The 20,639-nt window shown below is 63.8% G+C and carries 24 protein-coding genes; 14 read left to right on the top strand and 10 right to left on the bottom strand.

The features are described 5' to 3' along the window. From IB232_RS05915 to pdxJ, 9 genes are all read left to right on the top strand, one after another. The gene (locus IB232_RS05915) at positions 1 to 939 is read left to right on the top strand and encodes a MucB/RseB C-terminal domain-containing protein (RefSeq protein ID WP_192397608.1); all 939 of its coding nucleotides are present in this window, start codon (positions 1 to 3) and stop codon (positions 937 to 939) included. A gap of 113 nt (positions 940 to 1,052) precedes the next feature. Then, positions 1,053 to 2,477, top strand: coding sequence for a DegQ family serine endoprotease (locus tag IB232_RS05910; RefSeq protein ID WP_192397607.1), 1,425 nt, complete (start codon positions 1,053 to 1,055; stop codon positions 2,475 to 2,477). A 153-nt stretch (positions 2,478 to 2,630) separates the two neighbouring features. Further along, the gene (gene lepA, locus IB232_RS05905; RefSeq protein ID WP_137971495.1) at positions 2,631 to 4,430 is read left to right on the top strand and encodes a translation elongation factor 4; all 1,800 of its coding nucleotides are present in this window, start codon (positions 2,631 to 2,633) and stop codon (positions 4,428 to 4,430) included. Positions 4,431 to 4,435: 5 nt separating this feature from the next. Continuing rightward, a complete protein-coding gene (lepB, locus tag IB232_RS05900) occupies positions 4,436 to 5,287 on the top strand; it encodes a signal peptidase I (RefSeq protein WP_192397606.1) in 852 nt (283 codons plus the stop codon). An 89-nt stretch (positions 5,288 to 5,376) separates the two neighbouring features. Then, positions 5,377 to 5,754, top strand: a complete 378-nt coding sequence (locus IB232_RS05895) for a DUF4845 domain-containing protein (RefSeq protein ID WP_192397605.1) — start codon at positions 5,377 to 5,379, stop codon at positions 5,752 to 5,754. Continuing rightward, positions 5,751 to 6,440, top strand: coding sequence for a ribonuclease III (gene rnc, locus IB232_RS05890; protein ID WP_137971498.1), 690 nt, complete (start codon positions 5,751 to 5,753; stop codon positions 6,438 to 6,440). Before IB232_RS05895 ends, rnc begins: the two co-directional genes overlap by 4 nt. Beyond that, on the top strand, positions 6,433 to 7,335 hold the full coding sequence (era, locus tag IB232_RS05885) for a GTPase Era (protein WP_137971499.1): 903 nt from the start codon (positions 6,433 to 6,435) through the stop codon (positions 7,333 to 7,335). Before rnc ends, era begins: the two co-directional genes overlap by 8 nt. 3 nt (positions 7,336 to 7,338) lie before the next feature. Further along, positions 7,339 to 8,037, top strand: coding sequence for a DNA repair protein RecO (gene recO, locus IB232_RS05880; RefSeq protein ID WP_192397604.1), 699 nt, complete (start codon positions 7,339 to 7,341; stop codon positions 8,035 to 8,037). Beyond that, on the top strand, positions 8,030 to 8,776 hold the full coding sequence (gene pdxJ / locus IB232_RS05875; protein ID WP_192397603.1) for a pyridoxine 5'-phosphate synthase: 747 nt from the start codon (positions 8,030 to 8,032) through the stop codon (positions 8,774 to 8,776). The genes recO and pdxJ overlap by 8 nt, the downstream gene beginning before the upstream one ends. Positions 8,777 to 8,779: 3 nt before the next feature. Here the strand turns inward: pdxJ and IB232_RS05870 are convergent, their stop codons facing one another. From IB232_RS05870 to IB232_RS05845, 6 genes are all read right to left on the bottom strand, one after another. Further along, the gene (locus IB232_RS05870) at positions 8,780 to 9,565 is read right to left on the bottom strand and encodes a substrate-binding periplasmic protein (protein ID WP_225592156.1); all 786 of its coding nucleotides are present in this window, start codon (positions 9,563 to 9,565) and stop codon (positions 8,780 to 8,782) included. Between the two features lie 73 nt (positions 9,566 to 9,638). Beyond that, the gene (locus tag IB232_RS05865; protein WP_192397602.1) at positions 9,639 to 10,196 is read right to left on the bottom strand and encodes a magnesium transporter; all 558 of its coding nucleotides are present in this window, start codon (positions 10,194 to 10,196) and stop codon (positions 9,639 to 9,641) included. Between the two features lie 78 nt (positions 10,197 to 10,274). Next, a complete protein-coding gene (locus IB232_RS05860; RefSeq protein WP_192397601.1) occupies positions 10,275 to 11,312 on the bottom strand; it encodes a GGDEF domain-containing protein in 1,038 nt (345 codons plus the stop codon). 107 nt (positions 11,313 to 11,419) lie between these two features. Further along, a complete protein-coding gene (locus tag IB232_RS05855) occupies positions 11,420 to 11,599 on the bottom strand; it encodes a hypothetical protein (protein ID WP_192397600.1) in 180 nt (59 codons plus the stop codon). Between the two features lie 98 nt (positions 11,600 to 11,697). After that, a complete protein-coding gene (locus IB232_RS05850) occupies positions 11,698 to 11,907 on the bottom strand; it encodes a cold-shock protein (RefSeq protein ID WP_068825417.1) in 210 nt (69 codons plus the stop codon). A 167-nt stretch (positions 11,908 to 12,074) separates the two neighbouring features. Continuing rightward, positions 12,075 to 12,797, bottom strand: a complete 723-nt coding sequence (locus IB232_RS05845) for an endonuclease (RefSeq protein ID WP_192397599.1) — start codon at positions 12,795 to 12,797, stop codon at positions 12,075 to 12,077. Between the two features lie 139 nt (positions 12,798 to 12,936). Between IB232_RS05845 and IB232_RS05840 the strand changes: the two genes are divergently transcribed. The 5 genes from IB232_RS05840 (at position 12,937) to IB232_RS05820 (ending at position 18,102) form a co-directional block, all read left to right on the top strand. Continuing rightward, a complete protein-coding gene (locus IB232_RS05840) occupies positions 12,937 to 13,260 on the top strand; it encodes a hypothetical protein (RefSeq protein WP_137971506.1) in 324 nt (107 codons plus the stop codon). A 94-nt stretch (positions 13,261 to 13,354) separates the two neighbouring features. After that, positions 13,355 to 14,134, top strand: a complete 780-nt coding sequence (locus IB232_RS05835) for a PP2C family protein-serine/threonine phosphatase (RefSeq protein ID WP_137971507.1) — start codon at positions 13,355 to 13,357, stop codon at positions 14,132 to 14,134. A 17-nt stretch (positions 14,135 to 14,151) separates the two neighbouring features. Beyond that, the gene (locus IB232_RS05830) at positions 14,152 to 15,840 is read left to right on the top strand and encodes a serine/threonine-protein kinase (RefSeq protein WP_192397598.1); all 1,689 of its coding nucleotides are present in this window, start codon (positions 14,152 to 14,154) and stop codon (positions 15,838 to 15,840) included. A gap of 9 nt (positions 15,841 to 15,849) precedes the next feature. Beyond that, on the top strand, positions 15,850 to 16,710 hold the full coding sequence (locus IB232_RS05825; protein WP_192397597.1) for an FHA domain-containing protein: 861 nt from the start codon (positions 15,850 to 15,852) through the stop codon (positions 16,708 to 16,710). 96 nt (positions 16,711 to 16,806) lie between these two features. Then, entirely contained in the window at positions 16,807 to 18,102 is a 1,296-nt protein-coding gene (locus tag IB232_RS05820; RefSeq protein WP_318652237.1) for a phospholipase, read from the top strand. 3 nt (positions 18,103 to 18,105) lie between these two features. Here IB232_RS05820 and IB232_RS05815 read toward each other — a convergent pair whose 3' ends face one another. From IB232_RS05815 to IB232_RS23665, 4 genes are all read right to left on the bottom strand, one after another. Continuing rightward, a complete protein-coding gene (locus IB232_RS05815; protein WP_192397596.1) occupies positions 18,106 to 18,957 on the bottom strand; it encodes a substrate-binding periplasmic protein in 852 nt (283 codons plus the stop codon). A 109-nt stretch (positions 18,958 to 19,066) separates the two neighbouring features. After that, entirely contained in the window at positions 19,067 to 19,387 is a 321-nt protein-coding gene (locus IB232_RS05810) for a DUF2025 family protein (RefSeq protein ID WP_192397595.1), read from the bottom strand. Between the two features lie 120 nt (positions 19,388 to 19,507). Next, complete coding sequence (locus IB232_RS05805; RefSeq protein ID WP_192397594.1) at positions 19,508 to 20,203, bottom strand: polysaccharide lyase family 7 protein; 696 nt, start codon at positions 20,201 to 20,203, stop codon at positions 19,508 to 19,510. 182 nt (positions 20,204 to 20,385) lie between these two features. Beyond that, on the bottom strand, positions 20,386 to 20,517 hold the full coding sequence (locus IB232_RS23665; protein ID WP_256662109.1) for a hypothetical protein: 132 nt from the start codon (positions 20,515 to 20,517) through the stop codon (positions 20,386 to 20,388). Positions 20,518 to 20,639 lie beyond the last annotated feature (122 nt).

Below are 20,639 nucleotides of genomic sequence, written 5' to 3'. Positions count from 1 at the left end.
ATGCGCGTCATCCCCCTTATAGCTCTACTCGGCAGCTGTCTGGCTCTACCCGCACAGGCTGCCGAGAGTTGGTTGCAACGGTTGGCTCAGTCCGACCGGCAAAGCTTTCAAGGCACTTTCATTTACGAGCGCAATGGCAGCTTCTCCACCCACGGCATCTGGCACAGGGGGAGCGAATCCGGTGTTAGTGAGCGCTTGCTGCAGCTCGATGGGCCCGCACAGGAAGTGCTGCGGGTCGATGGCAAGCCGCAGTGCATGAGTGGCGCGTTGGCCGAGCAGGTGGTCGATGCACAGTGGCCGGCACGTGAACTCGATGCGAAACAATTGGAGCAGCGCTACGACATGCGCGTGCTGGGGCGTTCCCGGGTGGCCGGGCGCTCCGCCACCGTGCTGGCGCTGATCCCCCGCGATCAGCATCGCTATGCCTTCGAATTGCACCTCGACGACGAAACCGCGCTGCCTTTGAAGTCACTGCTGATCAGCGAGAAGGGGCAGCTGCTGGAGCGCTTCCAGTTCGTCAACCTGGACCTGGCCGCGAATGTCGATGACGCCGCGCTCAAGCCTGGAGAGTCGTGCAAGCCGGTCAGCCTGAGCAAGGTGGCCGAGTTGCCGCAGTCCTGGAAGGCGGGTTGGGTGCCGCCGGGATTCGAGTTGAATCAGGCGCTGCAGCGCACCAGTCCTGCCTCGTCCGAGCCGGTTGCCTGCCTGCTGTACGGCGATGGTCTGGCGCGCTTCACGGTGTTCCTCGAGCCCCTGCGTGGGGCTGGAGCGGAGGACGCCCGTAGCCAGTTGGGGCCGACGGCGGTTGTGTCACGCCGCATGAGTACCACCGATGGCGACATGATGGTCACCGTGGTGGGGGAGATTCCTCTGGGTACCGCCGAGCGCGTGGCCTTGTCGATGCAGACTGCGACGGCTGTCGAGAGCTCTGCCCAGTGATCTTGTGCGGCATGGGCCGATTCGGAGTGTTTTCTGGCTCCGAGTCGGCCTCGTTGCATCTGCTGTAATGATCGTGAAAATTCCTGTCTTCTAAGTGGATGGAGCTGAAGTCGATGCTTAGCCTGAAATCCTCGCTGTCCGGTCTGTGTGCCCTGCTGTTGCTGGGGCAGATGTCTCTGGCGCGTGCCGAGTTGCCTGAATTCACCGAATTGGTGGAGGAGGCCTCGCCGGCCGTGGTGAACATCAGCACCCGGCAGAACCTGCCGCAGCGCGAGGTGGCTGCTCAAGGGCAGGTACCGGATCTCGAGGGCCTGCCGCCGATGTTTCGCGAGTTCTTCGAGCGCAACATTCCGCAGATGCCGCGCGGCCCGGGTGGCGGTCGCCAGCGCGAGGCGCAGTCCTTGGGTTCAGGCTTCATCATTTCCGATGACGGCTACGTACTGACTAACAATCATGTGATAGCGGATGCCGACGAGATCATCGTGCGTCTGTCCGACCGCAGCGAGCTGGAGGCCAAGCTGATTGGTGCCGATCCGCGCACCGATGTGGCTCTGCTCAAGGTCGAGGGTAAGGGCCTGCCGACCGTCAAGCTGGGCAAGTCGCAGGCGCTGAAGGTAGGCGAGTGGGTGTTGGCCATCGGCTCGCCCTTCGGCTTCGATCATTCGGTGACCGCTGGTATCGTCTCTGCGAAGGGGCGCAGCCTGCCGAACGAGAGCTACGTGCCGTTCATTCAGACCGACGTGGCGATCAATCCGGGTAACTCCGGCGGCCCGCTGTTCAACCTAGACGGCGAAGTAGTTGGTATCAACTCGCAGATATTCACCCGCTCCGGTGGCTTCATGGGCCTCTCGTTCGCCATTCCCATCGATGTGGCCATGGATGTCGCCAACCAGCTGAAGTCCGAGGGCAAGGTCAGCCGCGGCTGGCTGGGTGTGGTGATTCAGGAAGTGAACAAGGACCTGGCGGAATCCTTTGGTCTGGACAAGCCGGCCGGTGCGCTGGTGGCTCAGGTGCTGGAAGAGGGGCCGGCTGCCAAGGGCGGCCTCCAGGTTGGAGACGTGATCCTCAGCCTAAATGGCCAGCCAATCATCATGTCGGCCGATTTGCCGCATCTGGTCGGGGCGCTTAAGCCGGGCAGCCAGGCGGATCTGGAGGTGGTACGCGAGGGCGAGCGCAAGCGTATTACGCTGAGCATCGGTGCCCTGCCGGAAGAGGGCGAGGAGATGCCGGTGGCCGGTGAGGCGGGTGTCGAACGCAGCAGCAATCGCCTGGGGGTATCGGTGGCGGAGTTGAGCGCCGAGCAGAAGAAGGCTTTCGACCTGCGCGGTGGAGTGGTCATCAAGGAAGTGCAAAGCGGCCCGGCGGCGCTGATCGGTCTGCGTCCCGGCGATGTCATCACTCATTTGAACAACCAGGCTATCGATTCGGCCAAGACTTTTGCACAGGTGGCCAAGGAGTTGCCGGTCAATCGCTCGGTGTCCATGCGCGTGCTGCGCCAGGGGCGGGCCAGCTTCATTACGTTCAAACTGGCCGAATAGGCGTAGTTGGAAGCGAAAAGGGGCGGCATCTGCCGCTCTTTTTTGTGGCCGGCGGCCCTGTGGTTTGCGTGACGGGTCGGTCGCTGATCGGGTAGAATCCCCGGCTATTTTTCGGCGGGCAGCCTGCCTGCGGCTTTATTCGAGTGTTGATCCGTGAGTGATCTGAGTCATATCCGCAATTTCTCCATCATCGCCCACATCGATCATGGCAAGTCGACCCTGGCCGACCGCTTCATCCAGATATGTGGCGGCTTGTCCGATCGCGAGATGGAGGCCCAGGTCCTCGACTCCATGGATCTTGAGCGTGAGCGTGGCATCACCATCAAGGCTCACAGCGTAACCCTGCACTATCCGGCGCAGGATGGTAAGACCTACCAGCTGAACTTCATCGATACCCCCGGTCATGTCGATTTCACCTACGAGGTCAGCCGGTCCCTGGCTGCCTGCGAAGGCGCGATCCTGGTGGTCGATGCCGGTCAGGGCGTCGAAGCCCAGTCCGTGGCCAACTGCTACACCGCCATCGAGCAGGGCCTCGAGGTCATGCCGGTGCTGAACAAGATGGACCTGCCTCAGGCCGAGCCGGAGCGGGTCAAGGACGAGATCGAACATATCATCGGCATCGATGCCACCGACGCAGTGCCGTGCAGCGCCAAGAGCGGCATGGGCGTGATCGATGTGCTGGAACGCCTGGTCCAGGTGATCCCGCCGCCGGAAGGCGACATCGAGGCGCCGCTGCAGGCCCTGATCATCGACTCCTGGTTCGACAACTACCTGGGTATTGTCTCCTTGGTTCGCGTCAAGCATGGCCGGATGAAGAAGGGCGACAAGATCCTGGTCAAGTCCACCGGCAAGACGCACCAGATCGACAGCGTCGGCGTGTTCACTCCGAAGCACACCGAGACCGCCGACCTCAAGGCCGGTGAAGTGGGCTTCGTGATCGCCGGTATCAAGGACATCCACGGTGCTCCGGTGGGCGACACCCTGACCCTGTCCAACACCCCGGACGTGGATGTACTGCCGGGCTTCAAGCGCATCAAGCCGCAGGTCTACGCCGGTCTGTTCCCGGTCAGCTCCGACGACTTCGAGGACTTCCGCGAAGCCCTGCAGAAGCTGACCCTGAACGATGCTGCGCTGCAGTACGAGCCTGAGAGCTCCGACGCCCTGGGCTTCGGCTTCCGTATCGGCTTCCTCGGCATGCTGCACATGGAGATCATCCAGGAGCGCCTGGAGCGCGAGTACGACCTGGATCTGATCACCACCGCACCGACGGTAATCTTCGAAGTCGAGATGAAGAACGGCGAGACGCTGTCCGTCGACAACCCGTCCAAGCTGCCCGATCCGGCCGGCATCCTCGATATGCGCGAGCCGATCGTGCGGGCCAATATCCTGGTGCCGCAGGAGCATCTGGGTAACGTCATCACCCTGTGCATCGAGAAACGCGGCGTGCAGCGCGACCTGCAGTTCCTCAGCAGCCAGGTACAGGTTTCCTATGACCTGCCGATGAACGAGGTGGTGCTCGACTTTTTCGACCGCCTGAAGTCGGTGAGCCGTGGCTATGCCTCGCTGGATTACAGTTTCGACCGCTTCCAGTCGGCCAACCTGGTGCGCCTGGATGTGATGATCAACGGCGAGAAGGTCGACGCCCTGGCGCTCATCGTGCACCGTGACCGTGCCCACCAAAAGGGCCGGGTGCTGACCGAGAAGATGAAGGAACTGATCCCGCGACAGATGTTCGACGTGGCGATTCAGGCAGCCATCGGCGGGCAGATCATCGCTCGGACCACGGTCAAGGCGCTGCGCAAGAACGTATTGGCCAAGTGCTACGGTGGCGACGTCAGCCGTAAGAAGAAACTGCTGGAGAAGCAGAAGGCCGGTAAGAAGCGGATGAAACAGGTAGGCAGCGTGGAAATCCCGCAGGAAGCCTTCCTCGCCGTACTCAAAGTGGATAGCTAAGACCTATGTCGTTCAACTTCCCGCTGATTCTGGTGATTGCCGTTGCGGTTTGCGGCGCCTTGGCATTGCTCGACCTGTTGCTGCTGGCGCCACGGCGCCGGATGGCGATCGCGGCCTACGAAGGTCAGGTCGGTCAGCCGGACGAACTGGTGCTGCAGCGCCTTAACAAGGAGCCGCTGCTGGTCGAGTACGGCAAGTCCTTCTTCCCGGTTCTGGCGATTGTCTTGATTCTGCGCTCCTTCCTGCTGGAGCCCTTCCAGATTCCGTCGGGCTCGATGAAGCCTACCCTGGAAGTGGGTGACTTCATCCTGGTCAACAAGTTTGCCTACGGCATTCGCTTGCCCGTGGTGGATACCAAGGTTGTCGAGGTGGGTGATCCGCAGCGTGGCGATGTGATGGTGTTTCGCTATCCGAGCAACCCTAGTATCAACTACATCAAGCGCGTAGTAGGACTGCCGGGGGACCGCATCGCCTATACCCAGGACAAGCGTCTGCTGGTCAATGGCTTGTCGGTTGCCGAGGAGCTGCTGGGTGAGGAACCGCGTTCCCTGGGTCGTACACTGGTCTATCGCGAGAAGTTGGGCGAGGCCGAGCATCTGATCCGTAAGCAGCTGCATCGCAATGTACGCCCGGGTGACGAGTGGGTAGTGCCGCAAGGGCATTACTTCATGATGGGCGACAACCGCGATGACTCCAACGACAGCCGCTACTGGAATGATGGTGCGATTCCCAAGGAGCTGTGGGGCATGGTTCCCGATCGCAATATCGTGGGCAAGGCCTTCGCCGTATGGCTTAGCTGGCCCGATCCCAAGCTGCGCAGCCTGCCGAACTTCTCCCGGGTCGGCCTGATCCACTGACACGCCGAAATTGCGAGGCGCTGTTCAATCGAGCATCGCCTGCTTATATATAGTCATCGCCTTACAACAACACTCAACTGGGGTCGATCATGATGTTTGCACGTTCGCAGAAGGGCATGTCTCTGCTGGGGTGGATGGTGGTTCTTGCTCTGGTGGCTTTTTTTGCCAGCACCGGCTTCAAGATGTTTCCGCACTACATGGATTACATGGCTCTCGAGGGCATGATTACAAAGGTGGAGACTGAGCCAAGCCTTGGCGTTTCTACTGTTCGCGACTTCTACGAACACGTTGAGAAAGGAATGACTGTGAATGGTATTCGCGATCTTGATTTAGAAGAGGCGCTACAAATCAAACTTGAGAATAATGAATTCTTTGTTCATCTCAAGTATGAGAAACGCGAGTCGTTGATCGAGAATCTCGACCTCGTTGCCAAGTTCGACAAAGAATTCCGAATCCGCGCCCAGTGAGCTATTCCCTTCCTCGCCTCGAGCGCCAGCTCGGCCATACCTTCCAGAACCAGGAGCTGATGCTCCTGGCGCTGACTCACCGTAGCTTCGCCGGACGCAATAACGAACGTCTTGAGTTTCTTGGCGATGCGATACTCAACTTCGTCGCTGGAGAGGCACTGTTCGAGCGCTTTCCTCAGGCTCGCGAAGGCCAGCTGTCGCGTCTGCGTGCGCGGTTGGTGAAAGGTGAGACCCTGGCCATACTGGCCCGTGGCTTCGAGCTGGGTGAGTATCTGCGTTTGGGCTCCGGTGAGCTGAAGAGTGGCGGTTTTCGCCGCGAGTCGATTCTCGCCGACGCCCTAGAGGCGCTGATCGGAGCCATCTACCTGGACGCCGGCATGGATGTGGCTCGTGAGCGAGTGCTGGCCTGGCTGACCAACGAGCTGGACAGTCTGACTCTGGTGGATACCAACAAAGATCCCAAGACTCGCCTGCAGGAGTTCCTCCAGTCGCGCGCCGCTGAGCTGCCGCGCTACGAGGTGGTTGATATCCAGGGCGAGCCCCATTGCCGTACCTTTTTCGTGCAGTGCGAAGTGGCGCTGCTGACCGACAAGACCCAGGGGCATGGCGCCAGTCGGCGCATTGCCGAGCAGGTCGCCGCCGCCGCCGCGCTGGTGGCGCTGGGCGTGGAGAATAGCCATGACTGATGCACCCGTGACCCGTTGTGGCTATGTGGCCATCGTCGGCCGGCCCAATGTGGGCAAGTCGACGCTGCTCAACCATATCCTCGGGCAGAAGCTGGCGATCACCTCGCGCAAGCCACAGACCACCCGCCACAACATGCTCGGCATCAAGACCGAGGGTGATGTGCAGGCCGTTTACGTCGATACACCGGGCCTGCACAAGCACAACGACAAGGCGCTCAACCGCTACATGAACCGCAGTGCATCCACGGCCCTCAAGGACGTCGATGTGGTGGTGTTCGTGGTCGATCGTACCCGCTGGACAGACGAAGACCAGATGGTGCTGGAGAAGGTCCAGTACGTGAAATGCCCGATCCTGCTGGCGGTGAACAAGGCCGACCGGCTGGACGACAAGAGCGAGCTGCTGCCGCATCTGGAGTGGCTCGCCACCCAGCTGCCGCAGGCCGAGGTGGTGCCGATTTCCGCCCTGCATGGACAGAATCTCGACACCCTGGAGCGCCTGGTGGCGGAGAACCTGCCGGAGTCCGAGCACTTCTTCCCGGAAGACCAGATCACCGACCGTTCCAGTCGCTTCCTCGCCGCCGAACTGATCCGCGAGAAGATCATGCGTCAGCTCGGCGCCGAGCTGCCGTACCAGATCACCGTGGAGATCGAGGAGTTCAAGCAGGAGGGGCGCGTGCTGCACATTCACGGCCTGATCCTGGTGGAGCGCGATGGCCAGAAGAAGATTATCATCGGTGACAAGGGCGAGCGCATCAAGCGCATCGGCCAAGATGCGCGCAAGGACATGGAGGTGCTGTTCGACTCCAAGGTCATGCTCAATCTCTGGGTCAAGGTGAAGGGTGGCTGGTCCGATGACGAGCGTGCGCTGCGCTCCCTGGGCTACACCGACTTCTGATACATGCTCGTCAGCGCGCTTCCGGCCTTCGTCCTGCACAGTCGGCCCTACAAGGAAACCAGCGCACTGGTCGATTTCCTCACTCCCGAAGGTCGGTTGCGCGCGGTGCTGCGTGGCGCCCGTGGCAAGGCCGGCAGCCTGGCGCGACCGTTCGCGCCGCTGGAGCTGGAGTTGCGCGGGCGGGGTGAGCTGAAGAATGTCGGCCGCCTCGAAGCCAGTGGCATTGCGCACTGGCTGCAAGGGCAAACGCTCTACAGCGGCATGTACCTCAACGAGCTCCTCCTGCGCCTGCTGCCCGCCGAAGACCCGCATCCCGCGCTGTTCGAACATTACGCCCTGACGCTCCAGGCCCTGGCTGCAAACCCGCCGCTGGAGCCGCTGCTGCGTGCCTTTGAATGGCGCCTGCTGGACGAGCTGGGCTATGGTTTCGCCCTGGATATCGATATTGCCGGCCAGCCGATAGCCGTCGATGGCCTCTACCGTCTGCGCCCGGACGCTGGTCTGGAGGCGGTGGCGCAACTGCAGCCGGGTCTGTTTCAGGGCGCCGATCTGTTGGCCATGGCCGAGGCCGACTGGTCTTCGCCTGGCGCCCTGGCGGCGGCCAAGCGCCTGATGCGCCAGGCCCTCGCTCCCCATCTGGGCGGTCGACCGCTGGTCAGCCGCGAACTCTTCATGAATCTCAAGGAACCCGCTCGTGACTGAAGCCAATCGCATCCTCCTCGGCATCAACATCGACCATGTCGCGACCCTGCGCCAGGCTCGCGGCACCCGTTACCCGGACCCGGTCAAGGCCGCGCTGGATGCCGAAGAGGCTGGCGCCGACGGCATCACTGTGCATCTGCGTGAGGATCGTCGGCATATTCAGGAGCGCGATGTGCGGCTGCTCAAGGACGTGCTACAGACACGCATGAACTTCGAGATGGGCGTCACCGAGCTCATGCTCGACTTCGCCGAGAGCATTCGTCCCGAGCACGTCTGCCTGGTGCCGGAAACCCGCCAGGAGCTGACCACCGAAGGGGGCCTGGATGTCGTCGGTCAGGAAGAGCGAATCAAGGCCGCAGTACAGCGCCTGGCCAAGCTGGGCTGCGAGGTGTCGCTGTTCATCGATGCCGAGGAGCGGCAGATCGAAGCGGCCCGCCGCATCGGTGCACCAGCCATCGAGCTGCACACTGGCCGTTATTCGGACGCCCATACCCCGGAAGAGGCCGCTCGGGAGCTGGCGCGCATCCGTGATGGCGTGGCCTGCGGCCTGGCCCATGGACTGATCGTTAATGCCGGCCATGGCCTGCACTATCACAACGTCGAGCCGGTGGCGGCGATTGCCGGCGTGCACGAGTTGAATATCGGCCACGCCATCGTCGCTCACGCCTTGTTCGTCGGCTTCAAGGGTGCGGTGGCCGAGATGAAGCAGCTGATTCTGGCCGCGTCCGTTCGCGGCTGAGGATCACTCTGCGTTCAGCGCGTGCTGGCGGTGGGTGCGCAGGATCCGCGCGTATTCGCCGTTCTCCTGCAGCAGGCGCAGGCCCTTGTCGAACTCCTCGATCAGCTGCTGAGCTCCCGGCCGGTTGCGCGGCACCAGGAAGTGCAGGGTGTTGCTGCCGACCACACCCTGCGACTCGCTGAAGCGTTCGGCGGCCAGCCCGGAGCGATGAATGGCGCGCTCACCGAGCAGGCTGTCGGCGACGAAGAAGTCATCGCGGCCGAGGTCGATCAGGCGTGCGCAGGTGGTGAGGTCCTGAGGTTCGTGCCGTTGCAGCTTGCCTGCCGCCAGCAGCGACGCGAGACGGGGAGGGGGCTGCCAGCCCAGCGGCAGGCACATGCGCTTGCCTGCCAGCTGTTGCAAATCTCCTGGTTCCAGCGGTTGCCCGGCTCTGCTGAACAGGCGCTGGGTGGTTTCGTATAGTTTCGCGGAGAACAGATAGTCCGCCTGGCGCTCGATCGTCGGCAGATAGGGGTAGGTGGCGTCGAACTGACCCTTGAGCGTCGCCTGGTAGCCGCGCTTCCAGGGCAGCCAGGTCAGACTCGTCTGATGACCCGCCTGGTTAAGCACCTGTTGCACCAACTCGGTGAGCATGCCGCCATTGGGCAGGTTCTGCCCGGTGAAGGGGGCGTATTCGTCGCCGGTCACCAGCCTGATCGAGGCGGCGTTGGCCAGGCTGCCGAACAGCAGACCGCTGGCCAGCGGCAGAAGCAGGCGGATCATCATGGGCGCGCAGGGGCCTTGGGTCATGCGCGGCCGGGGCGGCCGCCAACCTATTCTAGCCCAGCATGAGGTGGCGGGCCGCAGCGGCCCGCCTGCCCTGTCACATCAGGCGGCGGAACTGATGCCAGCGGTGCTGCAAGCCAACTGCCCAGCTTGGGCTGGCCGGTCCGGTGCCGGCGAGCTCCAAGCCTGGGTGGTGCGCCACCACCTGGCTGAGTATCGGCTCTTGGGCCGAGCTGACGTCGACGAAGAACAGATGCTTGCCTTCGTGCAGACGGTCGGCGAAACGGCGGAACGCGCTGTTGGGCTGCTGCATGCCGAACAAGCTGCCTTCCCAGATGCTGAAGCCGAGCAGTACCACGGCAAGGAAGACGAACGGGATCCAGCCCGCCGGGGTCGAGGCCCAGTCATTCAGCCAGGCCAGCAGCAGTACCAGTACGGCCAGGGCGATTCCTATCAGGCTGCCGATCGAGCCGGAGTGGACCACGTCCTGTTTGAGGATCGATGGCACCTCGTGCAGGTGCTGGTGCTGTTCCAGCGCCGCATCCTGCTCGCTCAGCACGTGGATCTGCTCGGTATTGATGCCGCGAGCCTCCAGCTCGCCTTCCAGGTTCTCCAGATCGTCCAGGTTGTCACTGATGTAGTAGTGCCGGTTCATGGCATACCTCCCACCTTTTGCTTGGCGGTCCCCCGGCCGGCCGGTGCTCAGGTCGACGTTGACCTGGTTACATTTTAGTCAATGGCTGGGAGCGAGGTTGACCGTCGGGCGGTCGATGATGGTGCGGTCACGGCCGCTGCTCTTGGCCTGATACAGGCATTGATCGGCGCGCTGCAGCCAGTGGCTCCAGGGTTCGTCGTCGCGCAGCAGCGCGCCGCCGATGGACATGGTGACCGGCCCACCGGGCCCGCGCAGGTTGTCGCGGACCGTCGCCAGCAGGTTCTCTGCTGCCGACTCCAGGCCTTCCGCATCGGTGTCCGGGAGCAGCAGGAGGAATTCCTCGCCGCCGAAGCGGAACAGCCGGTCGCCCTGGCGCGAGCAGGCCTTGATCAGCCTCACGTAGTCGATCAGCACCTGGTCGCCGGCCTGGTGGCCGTAGAGGTCGTTGATCTGCTTGAAGTGGTCCAGGTCCATGGCCAGTGCGCCGTAGTTGCGGCCGTGGCGGCGCTTGCTGGACACGGCGATCTTCAGTTCCTCGTTCATGGCCCGGCGGTTGCGTGCGCCGGTCAGCGGGTCCTGGATGGCCAGCAGCTGCAGCTGCTCGCGCTGGATGCGGGTGCGATAGGCGAAGATGAAGGTCAGCACTCCGGCCATGGCATTGGTGACCAGGAAGGAGATCATCTGGTAGTGGCTTTCGAACACGCTGCCGGGGACCCACAGCGCGTGGCCTACCAGGCCGGAGAGTACCAGCAGGGTGGCAGCGATGGCCTTGCCGGGCGAGACCATGAAGAAGTTGAAGAGGATCAGCGGATAGATCCAGAACAGGCCGTTGACGCCGAGGTTGATGGCGATCAGCGTGGAGCCCACGGAAAACACGCCGGCCAGGTACAGGCCGGGCTTCTCCGTGTCACCGGTGCGCCAGGCATAAACCACGGCGGACAGGGTGGAGAGCACGATCACGGCATCGGCGATGCCGACCAGGAGATTGCCGTGCAGCAGGCGATAGACCGCATAGGGTGAAATGCCGAGCACGCCGATGATGCCCATCAGGGTGATGATGGACAGCTGGAAGTCGTTGCGCAGTCGCTTGAACATCAGCGCGGCTCTCTGGCTCATGGCCCATTTCATTGTTATGGGCCAAGGATGCAGGGCTTTGCTCGTATCGGCAAGGAACTGTTAGGCAAAGTGCCAGTATCGATGCGCTTACTGAATTGCCGCGGAAGTTACTTCTTGCCCAGGCTGATCTGGCGGCTAGGAGCCCAGGATTGTCCGCTTACGCCCTTGGCGATCTGCTGGATCTCGCCGCCGGAGTTGAGGAAGGCGGCGACTTGGGCTTCGAGGGATTCGCTGGTTTCCGAAGCCGGCTGCGGCTTGGGCTGCTGGGTGGACTTCTTGACTCGCATGGTTCCCCCTCGAGGAATGATTGGCTACGCGGGGCGCAGCGAAGTAGCAGGGATAAAAAAACCGGCCCGAAGGCCGGTTCTTTTGGACGTCGTGCAGATCAGATGACCTGGACTTCGTCAGCTTGCATGCCTTTCTGGCCTTGGACGGCGATGAAGGAAACCTTCTGGCCTTCCTGCAGGCTCTTGAAGCCGGTGCTCTGGATCGAACGGTAGTGAACGAACAGGTCGGCACCACTTTCCGGAGTGATGAAGCCGAAGCCTTTCTCGTCGTTGAACCACTTGACGGTGCCGGTTTGACGTGCGGACATGGAAAATCTCCTTGAACAAAGTTAACACGGCGCTGGAACAGCCCAGGCCATGACTGAGTGCAAAGAGTAAAGAAACCGAGGGGGGTTGGACCGAGATCTAAACCGGTCGATTTGCGGTGACACATGCAGCACAGTCCCGCCACCTTACAGGCACTGCGCTGATTTACCTAATCATTTCTGCCTTTTCCGGTAAACGGCGCCGGGCAACGGCGCAGATCGGCCGCGCCGACGAAGGGGTTGCTCCAGCCCATCACGCAGGCGATACGCTGGTTGCGCTGGCGTTCCCAGGTTTCTATCGGGTAGTTCCGGCTCCAGGCCTCGAACAGGCGGCGCTCCTGGCGCGACAGCTGCAGGCAATAGCGCTGGCTCATGTAGAAGTAGGTGCGGGCGATCATGCCGCGTACCTTGGGGCGCGGCATCGCCTTGCGCGCCTGGAAGTCCACCACCATCGGGCAGGCGCCGTACTGGTCCGGCTGCTGTGGCAGCCAGGCGAAGGGCAGGTTGCTGCGATCACCGTTAAGTTCGCCGATGCTCGGCACCAGATTGAACAGGTCGGCTTCGGCGCGGCGATAGGTCTCGTCGCTGCGCGCGCAGTGCTTGCGTCCGCCTTGCTGCCAGCAACGTCGCTGGTGGCCGATCACCCATGCCGGCACCAGGTGCTCCCACTCGATGCGTGCCGCGCGCTGGGGATTCTTGCGTGGCTGGTAGCCGCAGCTCTTCAGATCCACCCGATTACCGCTGTAGCGACAGCCGCAATAGAACTCCACCGACTGCTGGGCGTACAGCTGCCAGGCAATTTTCTTGGCTTCGCTGAAGGTGCGTGGTGGCGCGGCGAGGGCGGGCAGGGCGAGACAGCAGACGAGCAACAGCAGGGTAAAGCGCGTGGGCATGGGTACGACATCCCAGAAAAAGCGCCGCATCATACCGATCAGGAAGTGCCTGCCAATCGTGGCACGGCGCTGGCCAGGGCTACTCGCCGGAAGCCTTGGGGCGTAGCATCGAGGCTATCGATCGACGAGGAGAAACCTCATGCGAACCATTCTGTTGCTACTGGCCGCCGCACTCAGTGGCGCGGCGCTGGGCGCCGAGCCGGTGCGCCGCGAGATTCCCATCGAGTACGTCAGCCCCGGTGCCTCCGGCAGCGTCAGCTCTTCCAGTCGCAGCCAGAGCTACGACGTCTATGGAGGCCATGCAGTGCCTAGCCAGGGCTATGGCCGCCAGGTGCAGATCATCCAAGGCGGCTCGAGTGTGCAGCAGAGCGGCGGCATTCGACAGAGCATCGAGTACCCCGGTGGCATCGAGGTGCAGCGGTATCCGGGGCAGAACAGCTACGAAGTACAGCGCAGCCGCTGACGACTGCTTAACAGTTCGCGCGCTTCGGGCTGACAGTCTCGGTTCGGCGCAGCATCATGCACGGCAGTGCAGATTCAGAAGGTAGCCAGCAGTCATGTCGATGCAGTCCCTGGGGTTCGCGGCGCAGAGCGTCTCGGGTCGGGTTCGAGGGCATAACGAAGACGCCGTGCTCTGCCTCCCCGAGCTCGGTCTGTGGGCAGTGGCCGATGGCATGGGTGGCCACGAGTGCGGCGAAGTGGCCAGCGCCATGGCCCTGGACACTCTGCGCCAGGCCATTTCCGCAGGCGGCGACCTGGAGGCGGCGATCCACGCGGCCAACCAGGCGATCCTCGATGCGGTGCAGGAAGACGGCGGCCGGCGCATGGGCAGTACGGTGGTGGCCGCGCGCTTCTTCGATAGCGAGTTCGAGGTGGCATGGATCGGCGACAGCCGCGCCTACCGCATCAGCCTGGACGGCATTGCCCGTCTGACCCGCGACCACAGCTGGGTGCAGGCGATGATCGACGCCGGCGAGCTGAGCGTGGAGGAAGCCCGTCAGCATCCACGCCGCAACATCGTCACCCAGTGCCTGGGGCAGAACGAACAGGCCCTCGAAGTCGGCCGGGTGCAGGGCAGCCTGGCGCCCGGCGAACTGCTGCTGCTGTGCAGCGACGGCCTGACCGGCGAGCTGAACGATGAGCAGATCCAGGAGGTCTGTGCTGGGGCGGCGACCCTCGATGATCTGGTCGAACAGCTGATAGGGCTGGCCAATCAGCTGGGCGGCAAGGACAATATCTCCTGCATCGTGCTGGGGCGCAGCATGGCCGAATCGACCGAGATCGACGCCAAGCCCCGCAACTTCCTCAGCCGTTGGCTCCATTCCCGCAAGCACTGAATGATCGACGCACATCCATGAGCACCACTCTGCTTGAAATCCCCGGCTACCGGGTGCACGGCCAGTTGGGCAAAGGCGGCATGGCCGAAGTCTTCCTGGCTACCCAGGAGTCGCTGAGCCGCAAGGTGGCGATCAAGGTCCTGCGCAGTGCCGAGGATGAGGCCTTCAGTAAGCGCTTCATCCAGGAGGCGCACATAGTCGCCTCGCTCAATCACCCGTCGATCATCACCATCCATGACATCGACCGCCTGGCCGATGGTCGCTACTACCTGGCCATGGAGTTTCTCCCCGGCGGCGACCTGGCGCGGCACAAGGGCGAGCTGTTCGCCCCGGAGCGCGCCCTGCAGATCATCCGTGAGATCGCCAGCGGCCTGGCGGTGGTGCACGACAAGGGTCTGGTGCACCGCGACGTGAAGCCGGCCAACGTACTGTTCCGCAGCAACGGCACGGCGGTGCTCACCGACTTCGGCGTGGCCAAGGACCTGGACATCGACAGCGAGCTGACCCAGTTCGGCGTCGCCGTTGGCAGCCCGGCCTACAGCAGCCCCGAACAGGCCCAGTGCCAGCCGCTGGACGCGCGCAGCGACATCTACAGCCTGGGCGTGATCCTTCTGGAGCTGCTCACCGGCAGCAATCCCTATCGCGGCGGCAACTACACCCAGACCGTGGTCAACCACGTGCAGATGGAGCCGCCACCGCTGCCCGACAGCCTCGGTGCCTTTCGCGGCCTGCTGGCGCGCATGCTGGCGAAAAAGCCGGACGAGCGCTTCGCCGACTGCCGCGCGCTGCTCGCCGCACTGGACGAGACGGAACTGAGTGACCTGGAGGAGACCCAGCTGCGCCCGGCCCTGCCGGTCAGCGAGCCGGTGGTCGTGGAAGCCCCAGTGCCGCGCAAGCGCCGTTCGGCCATGCCGCTGCTGGTGACGTTGAGCGTACTGGTGCTGATCGGCACGCTGACCTCGGCGGGCCTGTACATCAAGGAGCAGCGGCAGATCGGCGCGCTGCTGGCCGAGGCCGAGCAGCGTTTCGCCGCCGGCCAGCTGATCGAGCCGGCGCAGGACAGCGCCGAGCACTATTTCAACCAGGTGCTGGCGCTTGATGAAGACAGCGACGAGGCCCAGGCCGGCCTGCTGCGCATCCGCGAGGCGCGGATCAAGGTGTTCACCGACCTGGCCGAGCAGCGCCTGGCCGACGGCCTGCTGACCGAGCCTGCCGAAGACAGCGCCGACTACTACTATCGTCAGGCCCTGGCCATCGACCCGCAGCACGCCACCACGCTGGCCGGTCTGCAGCTTGTGCTGGACGCGCGCATCGCCCGCTACCTGCAGTTGGCCGAGCAGAGCATTGCCGACAAGCGCCTGCTGCTGCCCGAGGAGGACAGCGCGGTGTACTACTACCGGCAGATCCTCGGCTGGGCGCCAGACAATGCCGACGCCCTGGCCGGACTCAGCCACGTGGCGCAGCTGTACCGCGACCTGGCCAGTGCCGCCTACCGGCGCAGCGACTTCCCCGGCGCCCTGGCGATGATCGAGCGCGGCCTGGAAGTGGAGCCGCAGAACGCCGAGCTGCTGCAGATGCGCGGCGAACACGAACAACTGCTCGGTGAGGCTCGTGCCGCCCGAACACGCGCCGCCGCGGCCCAGGCCGAGCGCGAGCGCAACAGCAACCCGATCAAGCGGGCCTGGAACAACATCTTCGGCCAGTAGGACCCAGACATGCTCAAGCTGCACTTCAAAGACAGTCGCCAGGCCCCGGTCTGGCTGGTGGAGGAACGCTTCACCCTGGGCCAGGACCGGCGCAACAACCTGGTCCTGGAGGATGCCGGGATCAACGCCTTCCATGCGGAAATCCGCCAGGACGGCGGCCTCTACTACATCAGCGACTGCGACAGCGAGCTGGGCACCTTCGTCAACGACGAACGCATCGGCAGCCGCTACCAGCTGCGTTCCGAGGATCGTGTTCGCCTGGGCGAGGTCGAGCTGCTGCTGGTCGATCCAGGCAAGGCCAAGTCGCATGCTGAGGCCAGTCAGCGCTGGTTCCTCCAGGTGATCCAGGGTGAGCACGAGGGCAAGAAATTCCATGTCAGCGGTTCGATGACCTTCGGCCGCTCAGTCAAGTGCGAGCTGTGCTTCAGCGATGCCCAGTTGTCGCGCCGCCATTGCGAGTTCTTCCTGCGCGACGACGTGCTGGAGGTCAAGGACCTGGCCTCGTCCAACGGCGTGCTGATCAACGGCGAGAAGAGCGCCGCCGCCGTGCTCAAACCGGGCGACCAGGTGCGCATGGGCTCGGTGATCCTGCTGGTGATAGGGCCGAAGGTGGATACACACGAGGTGGCGGAGGAGAGCGAAGACGCCACGGTATTCGTGCGTGCCGTCGACCTGCCCGCGCCCAAGGCCAAGCCCCAGGCGCGGCCGGCGAGCAGTGCGGTCCCCACCGCCAACCCGCTGCGCGCCGCCGCACGCGCCCAGGCCGCCCCGGCGCCCGCCACCAAAAGCGGTAGCGGGGCGCTGCGCGTCGCCCTGGTGATCGGCGTGCTGCTGATCGTCGGTGGGCTGGCCGCTGCCGCGCTGCTCTGATGCCCGATCGGTGAGTGCCGCTGGCGCAGCCTGACAGTGCCTGGCGACGCTGGCGGGGTTAGCCTTGGCCGATTCGCCTCACGCATCGGAGTAGCCGTGAAGTCACTCGTTCTGCTGTCCTGCGCCGGCCTGCTGGCTGGTCTGTCCACCCATGCCCTGGCCTGGTCCAACCACTCGCTGGGCAGCCTGCTGGCCCTGCGCGAGATGCCTGAGCTGCGCCAGGAGGTAGCGATAGAGCCGCTGGAGGCCTTCCTCGCCGACCAGGCGCCGGCCATCGAGCGCCTGCTGGACGAGCAGGAAAGCTACGCCCGCGAGCATTTCTCCTACTACCCGGCGCGCCCGGACGAGCTGCGCTGGCAGGCGGCCGGTGGTGGCGATCGGCGCGCTGCGTTCCTCCAGGCCCTGCGCGTCAACCCGGAGATCAAGCTGGCCAGTTTCATCCAGCAGCTGCCAGGGCAGGATGCCGGCGGCCGACCACTGCTGAGTGGCGAGGATGTGCTGGTGTTCCACAAGGTCGGCCCCTGGACCCACTGGCGCTACCTGGGGTTGAAGGATGGTGAAAAGGTCGCGGCACTGCAGGTAGTGGCCAGCGCCGCGGATGAGCCGGACTACGGCCATGACATCAACCTGTTCAGCGACAACCCCGGAGCCGTTGGCCAGCGCTACAACTTCGGCCCGCAGCCGTTCGGCGATGCGCGCTTCGAGTACTCCTCCCAGGCGCCGTTCCATATCGGCTACTACCACGAGTCGGCGCTGATCTTCGCCGCCGCGCCCTACCTGGGGCAGACCCTGCCGCACTGGCGCGTATACCAGTACAGCGGCCTGGCGCGCCTGGCCTTTGCCAGCGGCCATCCGTACTGGGGCTATCGCTTCCTCGGCTGGGCCATGCACTACCTGCAGGACCTCACCCAGCCGTACCACTCCAGCGTGCTGCCGGGCGTGGATACCGCCGGCATGGTGCTGATCGCGGCCAAGGCCGAGGCCGGTTACCCCGAGGACCGCGAGGCAGCGATCAAGCGCGTGGCTGACCGTCACACCGCCATCGAGCAGTACCAGTTCGACCGCATGCAGGCGTTGCTGACGGCGGGCCAGGCGCAGCATCCGTTGCTGACGGCCTATGCCGAACGCGATGGCGATGCCGGTTACCCGGCCTTCGACGTGGATTACGCGGCCCAGGTGGTGGCGGCGGAGTCGCATGAGCGCGCCGGCGAGCTCGATACGCTGATCGGCGACTGGATGGCTCGCGGTGATACCGCCAAGGGCTTCAGCGAGAGCAATCGTCTGCAGGCGGTGGAGCCCGATCCGGCCCTTGAGACGCTGCTGGTGCAGCTGTTCCGCCACTTCGGTGCGCACAGCCGCAATGCGCTCAGCGGCATTGTGCCCAAGCAGTAGGCGTCAGGGGCGATACCACAGCTCGCGGCGCTGCAGCGGGGTCTGCGGCGGCAGCAGCGGATTATCCAGCTCGATGATCTGGCGCTGCTCAAGTGCAACGCGGCGCAGGTCGGCGCCGTGATACTGCTGGAACACTCGCTCGAACGAGCCATCGGCCAGGGCCAGTTCCAGGCCCTGGCGCACGATTTCCGCCAGCTGCGGATCGTTCGGCGAGAAGAAGAAATACAGCGCGGTGGGGTAGTGCAGCACCAGGTACCTGTCGGCCACCAGTGGGCGCTGCCGGTTGTGCCTCAGCTCATCCTCCACCTCCAGCACGGCCCGTGGGAAATAGTCGAAACGCCTGGCTTCCAGCATCAGGAACAGGCTCTCGTAACTGGAGCTGACTTCCACCCGCAGGCCTTGGCCGCGCAGGATGGCGGTATCCGGCCAGTCATGGCCCTGGCCGGCGCGCAGGCGGCCCAAATCGCTCAGGTTGTGTACGCCTTGCAGCAGGTTCGGTTGGTCCGCCCGCAGGAGGGCGATGCGCCAGCCATACAGGCCCTTGTCCAGCGGAATGCGAACCGGCAGCAGATGTCGCTCGCGCTCCAGGCTGGTCATGGTCCAGACCACGTCCACCGCCTCGCCCTGTTCCAGGCTGAGCAGGGCGCGCTGCTGTTCCATGTGGTGCTGTGAGGGCACGATGCGCAGGCTGCTGCCGACCTTGTCCAGGGCCAGCTGCAGCTGCGCCAGCGGATAGGCTGAGCGGAACTCGTCGCCGACTGGTGCGCGCGGGTAGCGCAGCACGCCTTCCGCGGCCAGGCAGGGTGCGACGCACAGCAGCAGGGTCAGCAGCCAGGTCAGACGCCGCACAGGCATCGATTGCAATCCTTTCAATCGTGGACGATGCGCGCCGGCGCATCCTTATGGTGCGCGCATTATGCCAGCCCGGGTGGCGCACGCCGACTTCAGTGTGCCGTGCCGCCGCTCAAGTGCGGCGGCGCTCGGCGATGATCTCCGGCAGGTCGCTGCGGCGCAGGTACACCAGCAGTGGCTCTGAGATATTCAAGCGCTCGTCGATGCGCTGTTCCAGGAGTAGACCAAGTCGCTCGCGGCTGAGGGTCATCAGCGCGCCCTTGAGCGGTTGCCAGACGAACTCGGCGCAGGGCTGGATGCTCTCTTCGGTCACGTCGAGGCCGAAGGAGTCCTCGCTGAAGCGCACGATGTGCTGGTCGCTCTTGGCGTTGTAGCCGACCAGGCCCTGCAGGGCTTCGGCGGCGGCGCAGATGGTGGACGATGTGATGCTCATGCAAACCTCCTGTGGATGTTGTCGAGGATTGCGCGCAAGGAGCTGCCGCTATTTTTTTGCCGGCCATCCTAGCCAATGGTCGCGGCGGCGCCTTGCTCTGGATCAAGCCCGATACCGCGGTTACGGCTTCCGGTGCTCGATATCGAGGTGGTAGAAGGTCGCGCGGCCCCCCTCGGCGCTGCTTCCGGAGTTGTCCTGGGCATAGGTGCCGGCCTTGAAGTAAAGAAGCTGTCTGCTCCAGCTGGAGGCGATTTGCCGGTGGTAGGCACCATTGTCCTCGTCGCTGTACACGGCGATGGCCAGGCGGCCGCTAGGAGTGAGGCGCAGGCGATAGGCGAAGCGCTCGTCGAGCGTCACATCGTTCACCAGCATGACGTTCTGCACGTGCTCATCGTCGGGATGCTTGCGCACCAGAGCCTCGACGCTGCCGCTGTTGAGCTCGGGGCGGTAGTGATATTGCAGCTTCACCAGCGGCTCGCCGACATCGCCGGGGCGGTTGATGCTGTGGATCTGGCCGATCACCAGCTTGTTCTTGCTCGGCACCTGGTTGACCGTCAGCTCGGCGCTGAGCAGGTTGTCGGCGTCGCCGTGGTGCCAGTTGCGCAGCTCGCCGTTGGGCCAGGTTTCGCGCAGCTCGCTGCGTGGGTAGCGGGAGTTCTCGGTGGAGGAGCCGGTGACCGGCACCCAGAAGCGCACGCTGCTGTTCTGCGGGCGGAAGTACTGGCTGCTGTAGCCCTTTTTGAGGCGTTCGGTAGTAATCACCGTGGCCGATTCGGTGGCGGGAATGGTCAAGTTCCAGGTAGTCAGGTCGAGCATCGGGTCCCCCTTGCAGTAAACGTAACGGTCGGGGTTCCGACCCGTCTACGCCGGGAAGTTCAGCGTTGCGCTTGATTCTGGACGAATGGGTACTGGCGCCTGGCCAGGCCTCTGCCTGGTGGCCATCAGACTTTCTGCGGGGCTGAAACGAAGCACCCGGCGCTGGCCGGGTGCGAGAAGGGTTAGCTGGATGGGGCGTGGCTGCCCAGCAGGGTGGTTCCGGATTTCTTGCTGCGCTTGGCCATGCGTTTTTCCTGGGAGGTCTTGAGAGGCTTTTTCTTCGCCTCTTTGTGTCTATCCAGACCTTTGCTCATGGTGGAGTCCTCCGAAAATGGCGATTCAGTTTGAATGGCATGGTTCGACGGTCATTTCCACCTCCCAGGCTGCGCCAGCCTGATCTGTACACTGCTTAGAGGATAGTCGCGAAGTGCACATG

Source organism: Pseudomonas sp. PDM15 (genome assembly GCF_014851565.1).
Classification (GTDB): Bacteria; Pseudomonadota; Gammaproteobacteria; order Pseudomonadales; family Pseudomonadaceae; genus Aquipseudomonas.
Note: the sequence above shows the minus strand (reverse complement) of the source record. Positions and strands in the feature narration are given on the sequence as shown.